At 31.5% G+C, this 23,572-nt stretch carries 19 protein-coding genes and 3 tRNA genes; 6 read left to right on the top strand and 16 right to left on the bottom strand.

Going from position 1 to position 23,572, the window contains the following annotated elements; translation table 11 throughout:
* Positions 1-149 precede the first annotated feature (149 nt).
* Positions 150-1,724 (top strand): NAD(P)H-hydrate dehydratase, encoded by a 1,575-nt coding sequence (locus DFQ10_RS07315; protein ID WP_115816749.1) that lies wholly within the window; start codon positions 150-152, stop codon positions 1,722-1,724.
* Between the two features lie 60 nt (positions 1,725-1,784).
* On the opposite strand, the gene DFQ10_RS07310 is transcribed toward DFQ10_RS07315, so the two are convergent.
* The gene (locus DFQ10_RS07310) at positions 1,785-2,822 is read right to left on the bottom strand and encodes a TlpA family protein disulfide reductase (protein WP_115816748.1); all 1,038 of its coding nucleotides are present in this window, start codon (positions 2,820-2,822) and stop codon (positions 1,785-1,787) included.
* Positions 2,823-2,949: 127 nt separating this feature from the next.
* On the opposite strand from DFQ10_RS07310, the gene hutH reads away from it, so the two are divergent.
* Positions 2,950-4,479, top strand: a complete 1,530-nt coding sequence (gene hutH, locus DFQ10_RS07305) for a histidine ammonia-lyase (RefSeq protein ID WP_115816747.1) — start codon at positions 2,950-2,952, stop codon at positions 4,477-4,479.
* Positions 4,480-4,491: 12 nt separating this feature from the next.
* Here hutH and DFQ10_RS07300 read toward each other — a convergent pair whose 3' ends face one another.
* Both DFQ10_RS07300 and DFQ10_RS07295 read right to left on the bottom strand, forming a co-directional pair.
* Entirely contained in the window at positions 4,492-4,863 is a 372-nt protein-coding gene (locus tag DFQ10_RS07300) for a hypothetical protein (protein WP_115816746.1), read from the bottom strand.
* 86 nt (positions 4,864-4,949) lie between these two features.
* The gene (locus tag DFQ10_RS07295) at positions 4,950-7,502 is read right to left on the bottom strand and encodes an ATP-dependent Clp protease ATP-binding subunit (protein ID WP_115816745.1); all 2,553 of its coding nucleotides are present in this window, start codon (positions 7,500-7,502) and stop codon (positions 4,950-4,952) included.
* Between the two features lie 423 nt (positions 7,503-7,925).
* Between DFQ10_RS07295 and gyrA the strand changes: the two genes are divergently transcribed.
* Together gyrA and DFQ10_RS07285 are read left to right on the top strand one after the other, a co-directional pair.
* Complete coding sequence (gyrA, locus tag DFQ10_RS07290; RefSeq protein WP_115816744.1) at positions 7,926-10,478, top strand: DNA gyrase subunit A; 2,553 nt, start codon at positions 7,926-7,928, stop codon at positions 10,476-10,478.
* Between the two features lie 27 nt (positions 10,479-10,505).
* Positions 10,506-11,795, top strand: coding sequence for a tetratricopeptide repeat protein (locus tag DFQ10_RS07285; RefSeq protein ID WP_115816743.1), 1,290 nt, complete (start codon positions 10,506-10,508; stop codon positions 11,793-11,795).
* Positions 11,796-11,845: 50 nt separating this feature from the next.
* On the opposite strand, the gene DFQ10_RS07280 is transcribed toward DFQ10_RS07285, so the two are convergent.
* Complete coding sequence (locus DFQ10_RS07280) at positions 11,846-12,595, bottom strand: C40 family peptidase (protein WP_115816742.1); 750 nt, start codon at positions 12,593-12,595, stop codon at positions 11,846-11,848.
* 9 nt (positions 12,596-12,604) lie between these two features.
* Complete coding sequence (locus DFQ10_RS07275) at positions 12,605-13,783, bottom strand: acetyl-CoA C-acyltransferase (protein WP_115816741.1); 1,179 nt, start codon at positions 13,781-13,783, stop codon at positions 12,605-12,607.
* A gap of 112 nt (positions 13,784-13,895) precedes the next feature.
* Between DFQ10_RS07275 and DFQ10_RS07270 the strand changes: the two genes are divergently transcribed.
* Complete coding sequence (locus tag DFQ10_RS07270; RefSeq protein ID WP_115816740.1) at positions 13,896-15,947, top strand: HD family phosphohydrolase; 2,052 nt, start codon at positions 13,896-13,898, stop codon at positions 15,945-15,947.
* A gap of 132 nt (positions 15,948-16,079) precedes the next feature.
* Here the strand turns inward: DFQ10_RS07270 and DFQ10_RS07265 are convergent.
* From DFQ10_RS07265 to DFQ10_RS07255, 3 genes are all read right to left on the bottom strand, one after another.
* Positions 16,080-16,153: transfer RNA gene (locus DFQ10_RS07265), tRNA-Arg, on the bottom strand.
* A 37-nt stretch (positions 16,154-16,190) separates the two neighbouring features.
* Positions 16,191-16,265, bottom strand: a tRNA-Pro gene (locus DFQ10_RS07260).
* Positions 16,266-16,316: 51 nt separating this feature from the next.
* A tRNA-Ser gene (locus DFQ10_RS07255) sits at positions 16,317-16,405 on the bottom strand.
* A 205-nt stretch (positions 16,406-16,610) separates the two neighbouring features.
* On the opposite strand from DFQ10_RS07255, the gene DFQ10_RS07250 reads away from it, so the two are divergent.
* Positions 16,611-17,204 (top strand): hypothetical protein, encoded by a 594-nt coding sequence (locus DFQ10_RS07250; RefSeq protein ID WP_115816739.1) that lies wholly within the window; start codon positions 16,611-16,613, stop codon positions 17,202-17,204.
* On the opposite strand, the gene DFQ10_RS07245 is transcribed toward DFQ10_RS07250, so the two are convergent.
* From DFQ10_RS07245 to tsaD, 8 genes are all read right to left on the bottom strand, one after another.
* Positions 17,205-18,386 carry a THUMP-like domain-containing protein gene (locus DFQ10_RS07245; RefSeq protein WP_115816738.1) on the bottom strand — a complete coding sequence of 394 codons (1,182 nt, stop codon included), beginning with the start codon at positions 18,384-18,386 and terminating at the stop codon, positions 17,205-17,207. It lies immediately after the preceding gene.
* A 7-nt stretch (positions 18,387-18,393) separates the two neighbouring features.
* Complete coding sequence (locus DFQ10_RS07240; RefSeq protein WP_115816737.1) at positions 18,394-19,482, bottom strand: AI-2E family transporter; 1,089 nt, start codon at positions 19,480-19,482, stop codon at positions 18,394-18,396.
* A 42-nt stretch (positions 19,483-19,524) separates the two neighbouring features.
* Positions 19,525-20,031 (bottom strand): TrmH family RNA methyltransferase, encoded by a 507-nt coding sequence (locus DFQ10_RS07235; protein ID WP_115816736.1) that lies wholly within the window; start codon positions 20,029-20,031, stop codon positions 19,525-19,527.
* Positions 20,032-20,047: 16 nt separating this feature from the next.
* The gene (locus DFQ10_RS07230; RefSeq protein ID WP_147299189.1) at positions 20,048-20,239 is read right to left on the bottom strand and encodes a hypothetical protein; all 192 of its coding nucleotides are present in this window, start codon (positions 20,237-20,239) and stop codon (positions 20,048-20,050) included.
* A 13-nt stretch (positions 20,240-20,252) separates the two neighbouring features.
* Positions 20,253-20,894, bottom strand: coding sequence for a DUF4159 domain-containing protein (locus DFQ10_RS07225; protein WP_115816734.1), 642 nt, complete (start codon positions 20,892-20,894; stop codon positions 20,253-20,255).
* Positions 20,894-21,601 (bottom strand): 16S rRNA (uracil(1498)-N(3))-methyltransferase, encoded by a 708-nt coding sequence (locus tag DFQ10_RS07220; protein WP_115816733.1) that lies wholly within the window; start codon positions 21,599-21,601, stop codon positions 20,894-20,896. Before DFQ10_RS07220 ends, DFQ10_RS07225 begins: the two co-directional genes overlap by 1 nt.
* Positions 21,601-22,233 (bottom strand): peptidylprolyl isomerase, encoded by a 633-nt coding sequence (locus DFQ10_RS07215; protein ID WP_115816732.1) that lies wholly within the window; start codon positions 22,231-22,233, stop codon positions 21,601-21,603. Before DFQ10_RS07215 ends, DFQ10_RS07220 begins: the two co-directional genes overlap by 1 nt.
* A 218-nt stretch (positions 22,234-22,451) precedes the next feature.
* Positions 22,452-23,474: a tRNA (adenosine(37)-N6)-threonylcarbamoyltransferase complex transferase subunit TsaD gene (tsaD, locus tag DFQ10_RS07210; protein WP_115816731.1), complete on the bottom strand. Its 1,023-nt coding sequence runs from the start codon at positions 23,472-23,474 to the stop codon at positions 22,452-22,454.
* Positions 23,475-23,572 lie beyond the last annotated feature (98 nt).

Here is a 23,572-nt window from a genome sequence, read left to right as displayed (position 1 = left end):
GCTTTTTTTAATATATTAAGCAAACGTAATTATATGAATATGAAATCTAGTTATTATTAAATAATTTAGAACAGGAATGAGATTCGAAATTTTATTAATAATTAAATTCGAATGGCATTAAACCTAAAAAAAGATATAAATAAAAACACATGAAATTATTTTCAAAAGAACAAATTTACGAAGGTGATAAATTAACTACAGAGCTACAAAAAATATCATCTACAGACTTAATGGAGCGTGCAGGTATTCAGATATTTAATTGGATACATATGCGCATGCAAGGAGCTCAAGTGCCAATTCATATATTTTGTGGTATTGGTAATAATGGAGGTGATGGTTTGGTACTAGCAAGACATTTAATTACTCATGGCTATAATGTGGAGACTTATATTGTTAATTGTAGTGATAAGCGTAGTAAGGATTTTTTAATTAATTACGATCGCATTAAAAATGTCACCAAAAATTGGCCTAAAATGTTAAGTTGTAAAAACGATTTTGAAGATATAGTAATTGGTGCTGATGATATTATTGTAGATGCTGTTTTTGGTATAGGTTTAAATCGTTCACCAAATGCTTGGGTACAAAAGTTGTTTCAAAAATTTAGTGCATCAAAAGCATTTACGTTGTCTATAGATATTCCGTCTGGCTTGTATACAGACAAGGTTGTAGAAGATGAAAAAGCAGTAGTTCATGCGAATTACACATTAAGTTTTCAATCTCCAAAATTAGTCTTCTTTTTACCAGAAACTGCTAAGTATACCGTTCAGTGGGAAGCATTAGATATTAATATTGATCGCGATTATTTAATGAAAACAGAAACGGAGGTAGAATTAATTTCTAAACACGAAGTTTTACCAATTTATAAACCTAGAGAAAAATTCTCGCACAAAGGAAGTTTTGGCCATGTGTTAATTATTGGAGGAAGTTATGGTAAAATTGGAGCTGTTAATTTAGCCAGTAGAGCAGCATTGAGCTCTGGCGCAGGTTTAGTTACTGCTTATAGTCCTAAATGTGGTTATCATAGTTTGCAAACAGCGATTCCTGAAGTTATGGTGATCACAGATGATGATGAAACACACATTACTAATATAAATTATGATATAGAACCAACAGTTATTGGCATTGGAGTAGGGTTAGGGCTTTCTGCAAGGACGGCAAAAACTTTTGAAGCATTTTTAAAGCGCAATACAACACCTTTGGTTATTGATGCTGATGGATTAAACTTACTGTCTAAAAAGAAAACTTTATTAAAGCTATTGCCCGAGAAAACCATTTTAACTCCACATCCAAAAGAATTAGAGCGGTTAATTGGTAAATGGTATGATGATTTTGAAAAACTAAAAAAAGTAAAAGCTTTTTCAAAAAAGTATGATGTTATTGTGCTTATAAAAGGAGCAAACTCCATTACAGTTTATAATGAAAAATTATATGTAAATACAACAGGTAATCCAGGTATGGCTACAGCTGGAAGTGGAGATGTCTTAACAGGTGTTATTTCTGGTTTACTTGCACAAGCCTATGATCCACTCGCAGCTACTATTTTTGGCGTCTATCTTCATGGAAAGTCTGCAGATATTTCTTTAGAGGATTATGGTTATCAAAGTTTAATTGCTAGCCATATTATTGAAACAATGGGCGAAGCTTATATAGATTTGTTTAAACAACCAGAACAACCTAAAGTAGAAGAGCAAGCGCAACAGCCGCAAGAACAAAGTAATAAATAGATACAAAAAAAGCCTGTCTCATTATTGAAACAGGCTTTTTTTATTTTAAAAGAAAGAAGATTATATTCCTAACTCTTTAAACAATTCTACTAAAGCAGGATTTGATGGTCTAGGTGCATCTGCACTTACAATGTTACCATCAGGATCTACAAGGATAAATCTTGGAATCCCGTTGATTTTATAGTTTCTAACAAACTCTGAATTAAATCCATTATCTGCCATTAACTGTATGCCGCCTAATTCTTTATCTGCAACCATTTTTTTCCAACCTTCATATGCAGCAGCCTTGTCACCTTTATAGCCTCTTCCTTCATCAACAGAAATACTAACAAACTCAATATTTTTGCCTTTAAACTGTTCTTCTACTTTTTTAAGTGAAGGTATTTCTCTAATACAAGGACCACACCAAGTTGCCCAAATATCAAAATAAACATACTTCCCTTTAAAATCTGAAAGTGACATATCTCCACCTGCATAATTTTCATAATCTACAAAATTAGGAGATGGTGATCCTTTAGGAAAAGCGTCTTGTGTAGCAAATTTAGAACCCATAAATTGATTCAATTGCTGAACCGTTTTCTCAATATTTTGATCCATTATTGAAACACGAGTAGAATCAACATCAGTATATTTATTTTTAATGTCTTCGTAAGCCGATTTATAACCTTCAATAGCTTTATCTACATCTTCTTTAGTTCCTGTTGCAATTAAGCTTTCTGTAAAATGATCTTTAGATATTAAGAATGATTTTAATGAAAAATTGTTAATATCAGAATCATCACCTTTAAAAGTCATAGAATCTATGAACGAATTATAATCGGTTTCAAAAGAAGACGTATTATCATTTTTTAAATAAATCTGACCATATTCCTTACCATGTTGAAAGTTATAATCTCCTTCAACAACTTTTAATGTGTCTTTAAAGGTACCATCATCATTAATGGTAATTGTTTTTTCGTAATTCTTGCCTTGAAAGATTTTAAGTGTTTTACTTGCGTCTGGGTTTTCAATCTTTCCAGAAAGCGTTACATAATCTTTAGGTTCTCCTTTACAAGCAAATAAAGTGGCTGCAATGCAAAGTATCAATAATCTTTTCATAATAAGTCATTTTTTTCGAATGCAAAAATAAACATAATAAGCCAATTATAAAGACGGAATGAATTATTAACAAATCCTTGTATACTGCAAAATTATTCTCAATTTTGAATAATAAATAAATTTACTAATGGATAACTATCACATCATCTCTTCAGACGCTTTAGATATTGTAACAATTTATAATATTTTTTATAAAAATAAAAAGTTAAAGCTATCTGAAGACTCTATAAATAACATAAAGAAATGTAAAGCTTATTTAGATAATAAATTAGCTAATAATAAAAAACCAATGTATGGTATAAATACAGGTTTTGGCTCATTATATAATGTTAAAATTTCAGATTCAGATTTAAGTCAATTGCAAGAAAATTTAGTAATGTCTCATGCTTGTGGAACTGGTGAGCGCGTGCCAGAATCTATAGTGAAAGTGATGTTACTTTTAAAGATTCAGTCCCTAAGTTATGGACATAGTGGAGTGCAATTAGCTACTGTAGAAAGGTTAATAGAATTTTTTAATAACGACATTTTTCCTTTTGTATTTACTCAGGGCTCTTTAGGCGCATCTGGTGATTTAGCACCTTTAGCACACTTGGCTTTACCATTATTAGGAAAAGGAAAAGTAGTACATAACAATAAAGAATACGAAGCATCAACACTTTTAAAAGAGTTTAATTGGGAGCCGATTACATTAGAAGCGAAAGAAGGCTTGGCCTTATTAAACGGTACACAGTTTATGAGCGCTTATGGTGTTTATTTGTTATTAATGTCTCATAAAACGTCGTATTTAGCAGATATTATAGCGAGTATATCTCTAGATGCATTTGACGGTCGTTTAGATCCTTTTCATGATTTAGTACATGCGGTAAGACCACATCCTGGACAGCGTAAAGTAGCTAGACGCTTTAATGAGTTTTTAAAAGGCAGTGAATTAATTACTAGAGAAAAAGAACATGTGCAAGATCCCTATTCTTTTCGTTGTATTCCGCAGGTTCATGGAGCAACTAAGGATACCCTAGATTTTGTTGAAAAAGTAATTTTAACTGAAATTAATTCAGTTACCGATAATCCTAATATTTTTCCGGATGAAGATTTAATTATTTCTGGTGGAAATTTCCATGGACAACCACTCGCATTAGCATTAGATTATTTGAAGATTGCTATGGCCGAAATTGGTAATATATCTGAGCGCCGTGTTTTTCAGTTGGTTTCTGGCTTAAGAGGTTTACCTGCATTTTTAGTGGATAATCCAGGACTTAATTCTGGTTTTATGATTCCGCAATATACAGCGGCAAGTATTGTGAGTGCAAACAAGCAAATGGCAACTCCTGCTAGTATAGATAGTATTGTATCTAGTAACGGACAAGAAGATCACGTAAGTATGGGAGCAAATGCAGCAACACAAGCTTATACTTTAGTTAAAAATGTAGAGCGTGTTATTGCTATAGAACTTATGAATGCTTCGCAAGCTTTAGAATTTAGAAGACCATTAAAGACATCTCCTTTGTTAGAGTCTTTTTTAGAGCAATACCGAAAAGTGGTACCTTTTATTAAGGTAGATGAAGTTTTACACGATTCTATTGAAGCTTCAATTCAATTTTTAAAAGATGTAGATATTGAAATTGAAGAATTATTTTTGAATAGTTACAACTTAAAATAGCAGTAAAAAACTTTAACTTTTGCTAACGAGTTTATCTGCCCAATTAAAAGCATCATCTAGATTAGTAAAAATTTCAAAAGGCTTTTTAAGAAATAGCTTTTCGATTTGAGCATTTTTTTTCGCTTTATAATCGTATGATACTACAGCAAAACCAATCAAATTTTTGGTTTTAACCGTTCTTGTGTAAATATTGGGATTTACAGAGTAAGAATTTATCCTGTAAGAGATGTAAACAAAAGGCTGATCCGTGTAATATTCTTCTGCTATTTTGATAAGGGCTTCGTTTTGAGATTTATCAACATGAACACCTTCTTTTATAATAGTGACCATATAATTTTTGTAAAATTTTAATGTACAGAAGTCTATGTCAATAATTTTTGTCATAAAATATATGCCTTAGGGTGTCTTCTAAAATACAAAAAACTCCTTTAATTATAAAGGAGTTTTTTTTATATATTTTAATTCTATATTTAAGATTCTGTTGTTTTACTAGACGATTTAATCTTAATACTTAGAGCATCATTCTTTTCATCTAAGTCCATGGTAATGGTGTCGCCTTCTTGAATTTTGGAGTTAATAATCTCTTCAGCAAGGGCATCTTCAACATATTTCTGAATAGCTCTATTTAATGGTCTTGCACCATATTGCTTATCAAATCCTTTGTCAGCAATATAGTCTTTAGCTTTATCCGTAAGTTTCAGCGTGTAACCTAAGTCTTTTATTCTGTCAATTAACTTCACCAATTCAATATCGATGATTTTGCCGATATCTTCTTTCTCTAAAGCATTAAATACAATAACATCATCAATTCTGTTTAAGAATTCTGGCGCAAAAGCTTTTTTAAGCGCATTTTCTATAACACCTTTTGCGTGATCTGATTCTTGCGCTAATGCTGCTGACGTTCCAAAACCAACACCAGATCCAAAATCTTTTAATTTTCTGGCACCAATGTTAGATGTCATAATTATAATGGTGTTTCTAAAATCAATTTTACGACCTAAACTGTCTGTTAAATAACCATCATCTAATACTTGTAATAACATATTAAAGACATCTGGATGGGCTTTTTCTATTTCATCTAATAGTACAACAGCATAAGGCTTACGTCTTATTTTTTCAGTTAGTTGTCCACCTTCTTCATAACCAACGTATCCTGGAGGTGCACCTACTAAACGAGAGATGGCGAATTTTTCCATGTATTCACTCATGTCAATACGTACTAAGGCATCATCGCTATCAAACAACTCACGAGCTAATACTTTAGCTAATTGCGTTTTACCAACTCCTGTTTGACCTAAGAAAATAAATGAACCAATTGGCTTATTAGGATCTTTAAGTCCAGCTCTATTTCTCTGAATGGCTTTTACAACCTTCGCAACGGCTTGGTCTTGACCAATCACTTTACCTTTTATTAATTCTGGTAATTTAGATAGTTTGTTGATTTCCGTTTGAGCTATTTTATTAACAGGAATACCTGTCATCATAGACACTACATCTGCCACATTATCTTCCGTTACAACTTCTTTATGTTGTTTCGTTTCTTCTTCCCATTTTTCTTGGGCTGTTGCTAATTCTTTTTCTAATCGTTTTTCATCATCTCTAAGCTTTGCAGCTTCTTCATACTTTTGTTTTTTAACAACACTATTTTTAGTTTCTTTAACTTCTTCAAGTTTCTTTTCTAATTCTAGAATCTTTTTAGGAACATCAATGTTTGTAATGTGTACACGAGAACCAGCTTCATCTAGAGCGTCAATAGCTTTGTCTGGAAGAAAACGTTCCGTCATATAACGATTGGTTAATTTTACACACGCTTCAATAGCTTCATCTGTGTAATCAACATTATGGTGTTCCTCGTATTTACCTTTAATATTGTTTAATATTTCAATAGTTTCTTCTACAGAAGTTGGTTCTACGATAACTTTTTGAAAACGACGTTCTAATGCACCATCTTTTTCAATATATTGTCTGTATTCATCTAATGTAGTTGCACCAACACATTGTATTTCGCCTCTTGCTAAAGCAGGTTTAAACATATTTGAAGCATCTAAACTTCCTGTTGCTCCACCAGCACCTACAATGGTATGAATTTCATCAATAAAAAGAATAATATCATCATTCTTTTCAAGTTCATTCATAACGGCTTTCATACGTTCTTCAAACTGACCTCTATATTTGGTTCCTGCAACTAAGCTTGCTAAATCTAAAGTGACTACACGCTTATTGAATAAGGTACGAGACACTTTACGTTTTACAATACGCAAAGCTAGTCCTTCTGCAATAGCAGATTTACCAACTCCTGGTTCACCTATTAATAAAGGGTTGTTTTTCTTTCTTCGACTTAAAATTTGAGATACACGTTGTATTTCTTTTTCACGTCCTACAACCGGATCTAATTTACCTTCTTCTGCAAGTACAGTTAAGTCCCTTCCAAAATTATCTAAAACTGGTGTTTTGGACTTTTTGTTCGATTTGCTTGTTTGTCCACCAAATGGATTCTGCTTAGCATCTTCTTGTTCATTCATATCATCATCTTCAGAGAACGACTCTGCTTTTGGGGTTTCTAAATAATCATCTTCGCTAGTTGCCATAGATTTAAATTCTTCTTTTACGTTATCATAATCCACTTTAAGCTTGTTTAAAAGCTTAGTTGTAGGATCATTTTCATTCCTTAAAATGCACAATAATAAATGTGCTGTATTAATTGACGAGCTCTGAAACAATTTTGCTTCTAAAAACGTTGTTTTTAATGCACGCTCAGCTTGTCTAGTTAAGTGTAAGTTCTTTTTTTCGTTAGATGTTGTAACGATATTTGGGTTAGCAGGACTTAATATCTCTACTTTACGCCTTAAGTGATTTAGATCTACATCTAAGGCACTTAAAATATCTATCGCTTTGCCATTGCCATCTCTTAAAAGACCAAGCATTAAATGCTCAGTACCAATAAAGTCATGACCTAAACGCAAAGCTTCTTCTTTGCTATAAGCAATTACATCTTTAACTCTTGGGGAAAAATTATCATCCATACTATATTCCTTTCTGCTTTAAAAATAATAAAAACATATTGACTATAAGGCAAAAACTGTACCTAAACCAAATGAATTTTAAAATGAGTCATAAATAATTTGAATTATATAATTCTTCTATAAAATAGGAGATTCAAGTATAGCCTTGGCTAAGGTTTTGATTTCTACTAAAATACAAGTCTAATAAAAACGAATTAAATGATTAATTTTAACGTTTTTTAGTATTCAAAATATGTTACAAACGAAGAGACTAAAAAAGCATTTTATATCAAAGAAAATATAGAGATACTTATTAACTAAAAAGATATCAAATATTGTTAATAAAAAATACTAAAAACGATAATGAATTTGGCTATAAACAGTAGTATTTTGGTTATATTAGCACGTTATGAAAATTCACAAAAAAACTAATTAATTTTATATATGGCAGAAGGAGAAAAACTCATTCCAATTAACATTGAAGATGAAATGAAATCGGCTTACATTGATTATTCAATGTCAGTCATTGTGTCACGTGCGTTACCAGATGTAAGAGATGGTTTAAAACCAGTTCATAGACGTGTACTTTACGGTATGCATGAACTTGGTATTAGAGCAAATAGTGCACATAAAAAGTCAGCAAGAATTGTAGGTGAAGTTTTAGGAAAGTATCATCCACATGGAGATACCTCAGTTTATGACGCAATGGTACGTATGGCTCAAGAATGGAGTTTACGTTACATGTTAGTCGATGGACAGGGTAACTTTGGGTCTGTAGATGGTGATAGTCCTGCGGCAATGCGTTATACAGAAGCAAGAATGCGTAAGATATCTGAAGACATGTTGGCAGATATCGATAAAGAAACAGTAGATCATAAATTAAATTTTGATGATACGTTAGAGGAACCAACCGTTCTTCCAACACGTATTCCTGGGCTCTTAGTAAATGGAGCATCTGGTATTGCTGTTGGTATGGCTACTAACATGCCTCCGCATAATTTAACTGAAGTTGTTAATGGTACCATTGCATATATTGACAATAATGATATAGAGATTGATGAATTAATTCAACATATAAAAGCACCAGATTTTCCAACTGGAGGTACTATCTATGGTTATGATGGTGTAAAGGAAGCTTTTCATACTGGTCGTGGGCGTATTGTTATGCGTGGAAAAGCGATAATCGAAGAAGTACAAGGTAGAGAATGTATCATTGTAACTGAGATTCCTTACCAAGTTAACAAAGCAGACATGATTAAGAAGACTGCTGATTTAGTTAACGAAAAGAAAATGGATGGTATTGCTTCTATTCGTGATGAATCGGATAGAAATGGTATGCGTATCGTGTACGTTTTAAAGCGTGATGCGATTCCTAACATTGTCCTTAATAAATTATATAAGTATTCTTCTTTACAGACATCTTTTAGCGTTAATAATATTGCGTTAGTAAATGGACGTCCTCAATTATTAAACTTAAAGGAATTAATTCATTATTTCGTAGAGCATAGACATGATGTTGTTGTTAGACGTACTACGTATGAATTACGAAAAGCAGAAGAACGTGCTCATATATTAGAAGGTTTAATTATTGCATCAGATAATATTGATGAAGTGATTAAAATTATTCGTGCATCATCTAATGCAGATGAAGCTCGTAATAATTTAATTGAACGTTTTAAACTGTCAGAAATTCAGGCGAAAGCGATTGTTGAGATGCGTTTACGTCAGTTAACAGGTCTAGAACAAGACAAATTGCGTGCTGAGTACGAAGAAATAATGAAGACAATTATAGATCTTAAAGATATCCTAGACAAGAAAGAACGTCGTATGGATATTATTAAAGGAGAGCTTGAAGTTGTTAGAGATAAATATGGTGATGACCGTCGTTCTGTTATAGAATATGCTGGTGGAGACTTGAGTATTGAGGATATGATACCAGATGCACAAGTGGTGATTACAATTTCTCATGCTGGTTATATTAAACGTACATCGCTTACAGAATATAAGACTCAGAATAGAGGAGGAGTTGGGCAGAAAGCTTCAACAACTCGTAATGAAGATTTCTTAGAGCATTTATTTGTTGGTACTAACCATCAATATATGTTATTCTTTACACAAAAAGGAAAATGTTTCTGGATGCGTGTTTATGAAATCCCAGAAGGATCTAAAACTTCAAAAGGTAGAGCCATTCAGAATTTAATAAATATTGAGCAAGATGATAAAGTGATGGCTTTCATTTGTACTCAAGATCTAAAAGATGAAGATTATATTAATAGTCACTATGTAATAATGGCGACTAAACAAGGTCAGGTTAAGAAAACATCTTTAGAGCAATATTCTCGTCCAAGATCTAATGGTATTAATGCTATTACTATTAAAGAAGATGATGTTTTATTAGAAGCAAAGTTAACAACAGGTGAAAGCCAAGTAATGTTGGCTTTAAAATCTGGTAAAGCCATTCGTTTTGAAGAAGCTAAGACAAGACCAATGGGTAGAAATGCCTCAGGTGTACGTGGAATTAGACTTCAAGATGAAAAAACTGATGAAGTTATAGGAATGATTGCTGTTGATGATATGGAAAGTAACATTCTTGTTGTTTCTGAAAATGGATATGGAAAACGTTCTAGCTTAGAAGATTATAGAATTACAAATAGAGGAGGAAAAGGTGTAAAAACTATTTCTATCACTGAAAAGACTGGTAATTTAGTATCAATTAAAAATGTAACAGATGAAGATGATTTAATGATCATCAATAAATCTGGTATTGCAATTCGTATGGCAGTAGCAGATTTACGTGTAATGGGACGAGCAACTCAAGGGGTGAAACTAATTAACCTTAAAGGAAACGATTCTATTGCAGCTGTAGCTAAAGTTATGAAAGATGAGGAGGAGGATATAGAAGATATAGAAGAAGAAGTAATTGAGTCGGAATTATCTGACGATCAAGATTCTAATGAAGATGGCACGGCTATTGATAATAATGAAACTGAAAACTAAAATTAACAACAAATTATTTATTACAAGATGAAAAAATTAATGACATTAGTGCTACTCTTGGCAATTACGTCAATGTCTTTTGCGCAAAAAAACGAGATAAAGGCAATTGAGAAAGCACTCAAAAATTCAAATTTTGCGGATGCTAAATCAGCAGCTTCTGCTGCGGAAGCTTTAATTGGAAGTATGGACGATAAGTCTAAAGCTAAGTTTTATTTATTAAAAGCACAAGCGTTATATGCAAATGGTACTGGTACAAATGCTAATATTGATGAAGCTATTTCAAGTTTAGACAATTTAAAAGCATTAGAATCTAAAATGGGTAAGTTAAAATATACTCAAGAGGCTAATACAATGACTACGGGAATGATGAATACATTCTTAACAAAAGCCAATGACGCATTTACTAATAAAAACTATAAAGTAGCTGCAAAGGGATTTGAGAAAGTTTATAAAATGTCTCCTAAAGATACATTGTATTTGTATTATGCAGCTTCTGCAGCCGTAACTTCTCAAGATTATGATACTGCTTTAGATTATTACATTCAACTTAAAAATTTAGGTTATGATGGTTCGGAAATGAATTATTACGCTACAAATGTTCAGACAAATGTTGAAGAAAGTTTTGGAGATAAAACATCTAGAGATTTATCTGTAAAAGCAAAAATGCATTCTAATCCTAGAGATGATAGAAGCGAGTCAAAGGCGGCTGAAATTGTAAAAAATATTGCTTTGATTTATGTATCTCAAGGAGATAATGAAAAAGCTTTAGGAGCTATGGCAGATGCTAGAGCAGAAAACCCAGAAGATATAGGTTTATTATTATCTGAAGCAAACGTATACTTAAAAATGGGTAATAGAGTTAAGTTTAAAGAGTTGATGGAAGAAGCAACACAAAAAGATCCTAATAATGCAGAGTTACAGTACAACTTGGGTGTATTAGCCGCAGAAGGTGGTAATCCAGAAGCTGCTATTAAGTATTATGAAAAAGCGATAGCAATTAATCCAACTTATGTTGATGCTTATAATAATATAGCTGTTGTGATGTTAGAAGGTGAAGCAAAAATCGTTGAAGAAATGAATAGTTTAGGTACTAGTTCTGCTGATAACAGAAAGTATGATGAATTAAAAGAAAAACGTTCACAATTATACTATGATGCTATTCCATTTTTAGAAAAAGCATTAGATTTAAAAAAGACTAATGTTAACGCAGCAAAAACTTTAATGAATATTTATAGCGCATTAGGTGAAACAGATAAGTTTAAAATGATGAGAGCTAAAGTTGAAGAATTAGAAGCTTCAGCAGCAGGTGGTAATTAAACCATAGTTTAAGATTGTATAAAAAAAAGCGACTGAAAAGTCGCTTTTTTTTATACAATCTTTTTTATAACTCTTAATTTGTGTGTATGAGTATTTGTATCAATATTATATATACCACTATGATCTAAACGATCTATTCTAACCTTTCCATGTGCATGAATAATGTAATTGTCTTCCATTATAATACCTACATGTGTAATGTTACCTTCTGCATTATCAAAAAAAGCTAAATCACCTGGTTCACTTTCTTCAATAAAACTTAGCGCCTCTCCTTGTTTTGCTTGTTCAGATGCGTCTCTAAATATTTTATAACCATTAAGTTTATAAACCATTTGAGTGAAACCAGAACAGTCAATTCCGAAAGGGGTTTTTCCTCCCCATAGATAAGGGGCATTTAAAAATAAAAATGATGATTTAACAATGTTTTCTTTCGCGCATTTATCAGTTAAAGCAATACCATCAAAATGATGTTGAAGTAAGTTTAATCCATTTAAGTCTGAGCCAACAGGAATAGGGTAGAGTTGATTAGAAGAATCAGCCACAAATTCAATTAAATCCTTAGATAAATTAATGTGAGATTTATCCAATTCATTGTAGTTAGAATTTTCGATTTCTAAATATTGCTTATTATCAATCCAGCCTTCATAATTATCGAAAGCAAATCGAATACGGCTCCATTTTTTACGCTGTTCTAACACTTTAAAAAAATCACCATACAAAGCTTGCGTTACCATTTCACTGGTATCGCTAGGTTCTAAACGTATGGGTACAATTCCAAGATTGCAAATGCCGTATTGCATAGGGTTTGGTTAAGCGCGTTCTAATACCATTGCAGAAGCACCACCACCACCATTACAAATCGCAGCAGCTCCATATTTAGCGTTATTTTGCTTTAATACGTTAAGTAATGTGACTAAAATTCTTACTCCAGAACATCCAAGCGGATGACCTAAAGAAACAGCACCACCATTAACATTTACATTACTATCGTTTAATCCTAGAATTTTCATGTTTGCTAAACCAACAATAGAAAAAGCTTCATTAAATTCAAAAAACTCAATATCTTTTATATCCATATTTGCTTTTGATAACGCTTTAGGTAATGCTTTAGCTGGTGCCGTTGTAAACCAATTTGGCTCATGTGCAGCATCAGCATATCCTTTTATAATTGCAATTGGTTTAAGACCTAATTCATTTGCTTTTTCTCTGCTCATTAATACCATTGCAGCAGCTCCGTCATTAATTGTTGAAGCATTTGCAGCTGTTACAGTTCCATCTTTAGTAAAAGCAGGACGCAATGATGGAATTTTATCCATTCTTACGTTAGTATATTCTTCATCTTTATCAACGATAACTGGTTCTCCTCGACGTTGAGGCACTTCAACAGGAATTACTTCATCATTAAATTTACCAGCATCCCAAGCCGCTTTTGAACGTTCGTAAGACTGAATAGCAAAAGCATCTTGATCTTCTCTTGAAAATTCATATTCAGTAGCACATGCATCTGCACAAACTCCCATAGCATTTTGGTCATAAGCATCAACTAATCCATCTTTTTGCATACCATCTTCCAAAGTTGCAGGACCGAACTTAGTAGCTGTTCTAGCATGATAATAATGCGGAATTAAACTCATATTTTCCATACCACCAGCAACAACAATGTCAGCATCACCTAGTTGTATGGCTTGAGCAGCTTGCATTACAGCTTTCATTCCAGAAGCACAAACTTTGTTTACGGTAGAGCAAGGTACTGTATTCGGTATTCCAGCATAAATAGCTGCTTGCCTTGCAGGTGCTTGACCTGTACCAGCTTGCACAACATTTCCCATTATAACTTCATCTACTAATTCAGGTTTTAAATTAATTTTATTTAAAGCTCCTTTAATTGCCGCAGCTCCTAATCGAGGTGCTGGTACTGTAGATAAGCTTCCTAAAAAACTTCCTATTGGTGTTCTAACTGCTGAAACGATAACGACGTCCTTATTCATTGTGATTATGTTTGATATTATACTGCGAAATTAAACATTTTTTAAGAGATTTTAGAATGTATTAATGATATTAGCATTCTAAAATTTTAATATTTATTACATTTGATTGTATATGAATGTATTCCTCAACAAATGGTATAAGAATCATGCGCTAGTCTATAAGATATTATTATTCTTATTGACTACACTTTTCATTGTTTATCTTTTTCCTAAAACAGGTAAGTTTAAATATTCTTTTGAAAAGGGAAAACCATGGCAATCTGAAAATTTATACGCTCCGTTTAATTTTGCGATTAAGAAATCTCAAGATGAAATAGCTAAAGAAAGACGTGAAATAGAACATCAAAGTCCTTTATATTTTGAAGTCAATCAAGGGACTGAAGCAATTGTTTTGTCTGATTATTCTACAAGGTTTCATCAAGTATTTAAAGATTCGAGCTCCATTAAAATTGAAAATTCTATTTTATACAAACAGGGAGAGTCATTATTAAATAAGTTATACAGCTCCGGAATCTTAGATTTAGATTATAGTTATGATAAAGATAGACCTGTAATATTAACGACCTCTAATACAATAATAAAAGAGATAGAATATGGTAACTTATACGAATTAAGTCAATGGAGACAACTTGTTGAGAAAGACTTAGGAAACACATTATCTGTAGATTTTAAAAAGCGAATGTTGTCGATTTTTTTCGATGTTATAAAGCCGAATGTTCAACTTAATAAAAGTTTAAGTGAAAAAGCACTTGAAGAAGAACTATCTCGTATTTCATTAACGAGAGGACGTATTGAAAAAGAACAACTTATAGTTTCTAAAGGTCAGGTTGTTGAAGATAATCAGTACGATATTTTAAGTTCTTTAAAATCCGAATACGAATCACAAGTATGGAACTCCGCCAATTACAATTGGGTACTTATAGCATATACATTGCTTGTAGCCTTAGCGCTTTTAATGTTATTACTATTTTTAAGAAAGTATAGAATCGAAGTTTTCTTAAATAATACAAAGGTAACTTTCATATTTTTCAATATTGCATTGATGGTCTTTTTAAGCACCTTGGTAATAAATTTTAACTCTCAATATATATATGTTGTTCCATTATGTATATTACCATTGGTGTTAAAAGCCTTTTTTGATGCTAGACTCGGGTTGTTTACACATGTGCTTACGGTTTTACTTTTGGGTTTTATTGTGCCTAATAGTTATGAGTATATGTTTCTTCAAATTATTGCAGGAATGGTGACGATTTTAACGGTTTCTGAATTATATAAAAGAGCAAATCTTTTTATCTCAGTCGGTCAAATAACATTTATTTATATCATAGCTTACTTTGCCTTTTTTGTAATTCATGAAGGGCAGTTAACAGGATTAAAATGGGAAACCTTTGGGTTGTTTGTGCTTTGTGGTTTAGCGACACTATTTGTTCAACCATTAATTTATATATATGAGAAAATATTTGGTTTGGTTTCTGATGTATCTTTATTAGAGCTTTCTGATACCAATACAAAATTATTAAAAGAATTATCCAATAGGGCTCCTGGTACATTTCATCATTCTTTAAACGTTGCTAATTTAGCAGAAGCTTCGGCAAATGAAATAGGTGCTAACGCTATGTTGATTAGAGTAGGAGCTTTATATCATGATATTGGCAAGATGGATAATCCAACTTATTTCACCGAAAATCAAAGTACAGGTATAAATCCGCATGATGAACTTTCATCAAAAGAATCTGCTAAAATTATAATTGATCACACTATTAGAGGTATAGAGATTGCTAAAAAACATAATTTACCAGATAGAGTCATCGATTTTATTAGAACCCATCATGGAACTAGTTTGGTGTATTATTTTTACATGAAGGAAAAAGCAGAAAATGAAAATGTTGACCCAAGCGATTTTACATATCCTGGCCCTAAACCTTTCAGCAAAGAGACTGCTATATTAATGATGTGCGATAGTGTTGAGGCTGCCTCAAAAAGTTTAAAAGAACCGACTAGTACAAAAATTAATGATTTTGTTGAAAACATCATTAATAAGCAAATGGAGAGTGGTCAGTTTTTAAATGCAGATATCACGTTTAAAGAAATTCAATCTATAAAGAAAGTACTTAAACATAAATTAGCTAATATTTATCATCTTAGAATTGAATATCCTGAATAAAAAGAAGATGATATTATAGATTTTACAGACGCTCTAATTATGTTATATTACTAGAGCGTTTTATAATTTAGGGAATGGAGTTATTCATTTTTAAACACAAAAAAACCTCAACATAAATGTTAAGGCTTTTTGTGATCGCACTAGGATTCGAACCTAGGACCGCCTGCTTAGAAGGCAGGTGCTCTATCCAGCTGAGCTATGCGACCATCTTAAAGAGTAAAACTCTAAAAAATTCAATAAAAGTCGGGGTGGCAGGATTCGAACCTGCGGCCTCCACGTCCCAAACGTGGCGCGATAACCGGGCTACGCTACACCCCGAATTGATTATCTTTAAAATTACTTACAGTCGCATAAGCTGTAGTAAATTTGCGGAGAGACAGGGATTCGAACCCTGGGTCAGTGTTTCCACCGACGACGATTTAGCAAACCGCTCCTTTCGGCCACTCAGGCACCTCTCCAATATTTATAAGAACATTCCTTTAAATGCGGATGCAAATGTAACGCAACATTTTAAAGAACGCAACATTTTTTTTGAGTTTTTTCAAAAAAAAACTTCAATATTTTATATCATATATTTAAGTGTATATTTATCAGGTAAATAAAGGCTAGTTAATCATTTTATAAGTTTAAAAATAATTTAAAAAACAAATTCTAATTTGAAATATGGCTAATTATAAAAACGATAGAGGTTTTACTGATTTTGTTCATAAAAGGTTGGCACTTCCCTTAATTTATAAGCAATTAGGATGGCAAGAAGTTAAATTAAGAGAAGATTATGCTAAATATATAGATATGATGGATGGAATAGACTATGTGTTTAGAGATGGTGATGAAATTATGAGTGTACAAGAGCGGTTTAGAGATGAACAATATAAAAGTTATTCAGATTTTACAATTAGATACCGGCGAGATGATAATAAATTTAAGTCAAGACACGAGTCTGAATATTATAAAATGAAAGCCCATTACTTTACCTACGGTATTATTGATAGTACTAAAATTGAAGTAAAAAAGGCTAAAGGATTTATAAAATATGCTATAATAGATTTAAAAAAGGTGTATCAAAAAATCGATTCTAAAGCTATTTTTATTTCTGATAACAAAAAGAATACGTGTGAGATAGTTGATGGAAATAGAATTCAATGTCCTGTGAAATATAATACAGATGGGTCATCTTCCTTTTTTCCTATTGATATTTCTTATTTAGTGAAACTTTGGGGAAATGAAATGATAGTTGCTCAAAACGGTTTTTTGTAATTAATTCATTTTTGAGCAAACTAAAATAATTTTTTCTTCATTTATATTTATTGTAAAGAATAAATATATGTCTCCGCCATCTTTAATTTTAAGTTTTTTTCTAATTTCACTCACAGACAGCGGAAAATTTCTAGTTGTAACATTAGCCTTGCTTATTTTTTCTTTGGAAAAAGCCTTTTTGTTGTAGGTTAAAACCTTTATAATTTTAAAATGTCTGCCTGGGAAATCTACTATTATTTCAGATGTATATAAGTGAGAATGCTTGTGTAATTTATTAATATTTAAAATATCGCTAATAGAATTAAAACCACCAGATTTTAAAACTGCAGAATTCGGTTCGTACAAATAGGTGAGTGGTTTACTATAATTTGCAATAGCGTTAAATTCTTCATTGAATATAAATTTAAAATGTTGAGCGTTATTCTTTTTTAAATTGATGGATTTTACTTCAACTTTACCTTTATAATCACGCTCTAAAATCCATAGTAATTCCTTTACTTCATTATTAACGGCTACGATATGGATTTGTTTAACATTATTTAAATCAGAAAGTGTTGCTGTTAAATCTAATAAAGGCGACGTTTTAATCATCACATTTTTTGCATGTTTAAGCAATAAATCTTGATGCGTTTTAATATTAGGCTCACAGTCTGCTAATAAAAACACTTTTTGCTTTAAATCATCACGACGTGAAGGATCTATATAAATCCAATCGAAAGATTGGTTTAAACGCTTTAAAACGTCTATTCCATTATCATTTACGTTGTTGATGTTTGAAATTTGTAAAGCTTCAAAATTATGAAGAACTATTTCTGAAAGTTCTGTGTTAATCTCACAGTGAATTACATTTTTTAATTGTTTTGAAAAGTAAAACGTATCAACGCCAAATCCTCCTGTAAGATCAATTATATTATTTCCAGAAACTAAATTAGATTTATATTTTGCAGTAGTTTCAGAAGAAGTTTGTTCTATATTTAACTTATTAGGGAAGTATATGTTTTTTGTATTATACCACGTTGGTAGTTTCTTTTCGCAGCGTTTTTTAGCTTCAATTTGTTCTATTATTAACTTTGAATCAACATGTTTAAAAGGCACTCCTTTTAATAATAATTCTGCAGCATCTGAGCTTAGATTATTATTTATAAATTCTTGTATTTCAGTATGTAGTATATCTTTATTCAAATTAATACTACAGTCCTTTAGTTAATTTTTGAACCATGTTATATTCCGATAAGAATTCTTTCAAAATAACTTTTATGGCTGTATAAGTAGGTATTGCTACAATCATACCCACAACACCAAATAAAATGCCTGAGATGATAATAACTAGAAAAATTTCTAAAGGATGTGATTTTACACTTTTTGAAAATATATAAGGCTGACTAAAGAAATTGTCTACCAATTGCGCAAATATAAAACCAATCATTACATAAGTTGTTTTTGGTAAAATAACCTCGCTAAAACTTTCTCCTAAATTACTAGACATGCTTAATAAGAGTATTAAAAAACCGCTAACTAAAGGCCCAACATAAGGCACTAGATTAAGAAGTGCACATAGGAATGCAATAACAATAGCGTTATCAATGCCAAAAATCAATAATACAATGGTGTAAATTATAAAAAGAATTAAAATTTGAAATATGAGTCCTACAAAATAGCGCGACAATAGATCTTTTATAGTGGTGATTGAGCGTTTAGAGCGTTCTTCTTTACCTTTTGGAATAAATGTCATTAAACCTTCTTCAAATAGTTTACTATCCTTTAAAAAGAAAAAAGAAATGAATAAAACTGAAAATAAACCAACACTAAAGCTACCTAAACCACTTATAAAACTATTAAAAAAGTCAGGTATTATTGCAAAATCTAGTTTTGAAAGTAAATGAGAATCTTCGATTGATTGTTCAATGTCAATGTTGTTGAATTGAAAATAGGTAATGATTTGATCGTAAAGATTTTCAATATTTACTTGTAGTTGATCAATATTTAATAATGCTAAATTTTGACCTTGTTCTATAATTAATGGAATAAAAAGTCCTATAAGTCCAACTAAAAGGCTTAGAAGAATAATCATAGTGGTAACAACGGCCAATGTATTATTAAATTTTAATCGTTTTCTTAAAAACAGTATAATAGGTCTTCCGATTAATGAAATAACTACAGCAATAGCGATATAGATAATTACCGATTGAATTTTAAAAAGAAAAAACAAAACAATCACAACAGCTAGGATAATCCCTAGTGCTCTTAAAATACCGTTGGCAATTGTTTTTGAATTCATGTGATAAATATAGTTAAAGATGTTGAGATAAAATATACAGATTTAATCTGCATTAAGCTGCTTTGTGATTTCGTAAAGCGCAATTCCGGTAGCTTGAACTACATTCATACTACTGTTGTTTCCGTACATATTAATATGAATAATTGCATCAGCTTGATTTAAAATAGTATCCGATATTCCAAAGTTTTCATCTCCTAAGATTAATGCAATTGGTTGATTGGTTTGCAATTTAAATTCAGATAATGATTGGCTTTTTTCTGTGATTTCTAAAGCGATTAAATAAAATCCACTTGCTTTTAAAATTTCTATTCTTGATTCAATATCTTCTTCTACACTGTGATTAACGTACTTTTCTGTAGAGCGCGATGTTTTTGTCATTCGTTTACCTAATGGAATATCTGAACCACAAAATATAAGTTGTTCAATACCAAAGGCATCTGCAATTCTAAACAAACTTCCAATATTTGGCGCATTTGTAACATTATCACAAATTACTGTAATAGAATGTTTTTGTTTCTTAAAACTGGAATTGTAGTGAGTGAGTTGCAATAATAGGTTATTAATGTTAGTGGAACTTATCAGATTTACAGGTTGCAGATAAATGTGTTGGATAACATCCAAAACAACCACATTCGTAATGATAACTATCAACGCCAACTTTATAAGTATGACTGTTTATTGTTTCCATAGATTGAGTTGTAAAAGCCAAGACTAATAATAGAGCGACAATTTTATATTTAAGTGAGAACTTTTTCATGTTGTTTTGGTCTTTAATTTTCAAAAGCATATTTAACAATATTAGCTCCCATTTTAAGTGCTTTTTCTCTAACATCTTCAGGATCGTTATGCACTTCTTGGTCTTCCCAACCATCACCTAAATCACTTTCAAATGTAAAAAGTAATACCAATCTACTTTCATAGAAAATACCAAAAGCTTGAGGTGCTTTACCATCGTGTTCATGGATTTTTGGTAAACCATTAGCGAATTCATAAGCTGAACTGAATATTTTATGATCTTTAGGAATTTCAATCAAATCATTATTAGGAAACACTTTCTTTAACTCTTTAGTAATGTATGGTTCCATTCCGTAATTGTCATCTATATGCAGAAATCCGCCAGAGATAAGATAGTTTCTTAAGTTTTCTGCATCATCATCACTGAAGAATACATTTCCATGACCCGTCATGTGTAAAAAGGGAAACTGAAAAATGTCAGTACTACCAGCTTCAACGGTTTGTATATTTTCGTTAATATTAGTGTCTATATTATCATTACAATATTTTACTAAATTTGGTAAAGCTGTTGGATTACTATACCAATCACCACCACCTTTATATTTTAGAATGGCTACGTCTTGCGAAAACAAGAACAAAGAAAATAAAGAAAAGAAAATAGAGCTATATACTTTCATTAAAGTTCATTTAAAAATGCTACAGAATGGCAAGCTGCAATGGCAGCAGTTTCTGTTCTTAAGCGTGTCTCTCCCAAAGTTACAGGAATAAAGTGACGTTGCAAGGCCATTTCGATTTCTTTAACGCTAAAGTCTCCTTCTGGACCAATTAAAATAGTACAATCGGTTTTTTGTTCTAATTGAGACTTTAAAGATTTTTTATCGGTTTCTTCACAATGCGCAATAAAAGTTTGGTCTGTGAAATCTTGATTTATAAAATCTTTAAAAGCTATTGGTGAATTTAATTTTGGCAAATAACATTGTAACGATTGTTTCATCGCAGATTGGATTATTTTTTCAAAACGCTCAATCTTAACTATTTTTCTTTCGCTATGATCACATATTATTGGCGTAATGGTTTCTATACCAATTTCAGTTGCTTTTTCTAAAAACCACTCGTATCTATCATTCATTTTAGTTGGTGCAACAGCTAAATGTAGATTGTAATTTCTTTTGGTTTGTAAACTTTTAGAGATTATGGAAACTACACAGTTCTTCTGTGCAGCCATTGTAATTTCAGCAGTAAATAACCAGCCCTGTCCATTAGTAATATGTAATATATCTCCAATTGTTTTACGTAAAACTTTAGAAATATGTCTACTTTCATCTTTATCGAAAGTAAAGCTAACATCGTTTTCAGAAATATTTGCGTTGTAGAATAATTGCATTACTCAATGTTTTCAGAAAATTTTAAAACAACAATTTCTTCAATTGGAGTTTTATTTTCTGTTTTTACAGCTAGGTAATATTTTTTATTTTCTATATCGTCAATAGAAAATATATCATCAATAGCATGGTTTTCATTAAAAGCAACTTCATCAAAAGCAGCAGACATTTCACCTGCTTTAATCCAACCTGTATCGCCTCCTTTTTTTGCTGTACGACCAGTTGAATAATGTTTCGCTAAGTCTTTAAATCTGTAGCCTTCTTTGTATTGAGCTAACACTTTGTCGCGTTTTTCAATAGCTTCTTCAACAGTTGTTTTTGAAGCATCAATAACAATAATATTGAATTTTATGTAATCTACTTCAGCTTTATCTATAACTTTATAATAGGTTTTTTTAAAATCGGTTCTAATTACTTTTTTTCCTCCTTTAGACAAATTAAAAAGATCATTAGCCAATCTGGTTTTGTGCTTTTCTTTATTAAATGTAAAAAGTTTGCCTTGTTTTGGTTTATTCTCTTTTAAAAATGAGGTAGCTTCATCAGATGTGGAAATAGAATCTAATTGTTGTTCTAAGGCCATTTGAGAAAAGCCAAATAATGGAATAAAAAGTAGAAGAGTAAATAAATGTTTCATAATTAAATTGGTTTAGATTTTGGGGTTATGCAAAAGAACTAAATTTTAAGACACAATAGAAGTTAAGGGTTAAAAGGATGTTAACAGATGTTTTAACAATTTTGTTTATTGGTGTAATTATGATTTAAAAGTATAGTGATGAGAACTTAATAAATATAATTGAATTGTAGATAGCAATAGAATTTTGTTGGGAGCATCAACAGAGTTATATTTTAGCTCTATATTTTTAATCGTGCAGTGGCCATGACATCAAAATCTGAAAAATCCTTTTCTAAATATTTCAAATAACCAACAATAGCAATCATTGCAGCATTATCTGTGGTGTATTCAAATTTTGGAATATAACTCGTCCAGCCAAATTTGCTTTCAGCATCTTTTAAAGCTTTTCTAATTCCAGAATTAGCAGAAACGCCTCCTCCAATGGCAATATGATTTATGCCTGTTTGCTTAACGGCTAATTTTAATTTCGCCATTAAAATCCCGATTATAGTATATTGAATTGAAGCACAAATATCATTGAGATTTTCTTCTATAAAATTAGGGTTTGCTTTGACTTCGCGCTGTACAAAATAGAGAATATTAGTTTTTAATCCAGAAAAGCTAAAATTCAATCCATCTACTTTTGGTTTAGTAAATTGATAAGCTTTTGGATTTCCAAGTTGTGCTCTTCTATCAATTTCAGGACCAGCAGGATAACCTAAACCTAAAACTTTACCGCTCTTATCATAGGCTTCGCCAACGGCATCATCAATGGTTTCTCCTAAAACTTCCATTTCAAAATAACTTTTCACTTTTACAATCTGAGTATGTCCACCAGAAATGGTCATGGCTAAAAAAGGAAAGGGAGGTTTTTTATGGTCTTTTTCATCAATAAAATGTGCCAAAATATGTGCTTGCATATGGTTAACATCAATCAATGGAATATCTAAACCGTATGCTAAGGATTTTGCAAAAGATGTCCCAACTAATAAAGAACCCATTAATCCTGGTCCTCGTGTAAAAGCAACAGCACTTAATTGTTCTTTTTTAATGCCTGCTTTTTCAATAGCTTGGTGTACAACAGGAACAATGTTTTGTTGGTGTGCTCTCGATGCCAATTCTGGAACAACTCCTCCGTACTCAGAATGAATTTTTTGGTCTGCAACAACATTACTTAAAATACGGTCGTTACAAAGTATAGCAGCAGAAGTGTCATCGCAAGACGACTCAATTCCTAGGATATAAATATTTTCTTTTTCCATAGTCGATATTAGGCACAATAATTGTTAATTTTACCAATTAAAGCAAAACACAATGCTTAACAGCGTATTGTGGGCGCAAAGGTAATAAGAAATCACAC

This window comes from Winogradskyella eximia (genome assembly GCF_003386165.1).
Classification (GTDB): domain Bacteria; phylum Bacteroidota; class Bacteroidia; order Flavobacteriales; family Flavobacteriaceae; genus Winogradskyella; species Winogradskyella eximia.
This window is presented reverse-complemented; position numbering and strand designations above follow the sequence as displayed.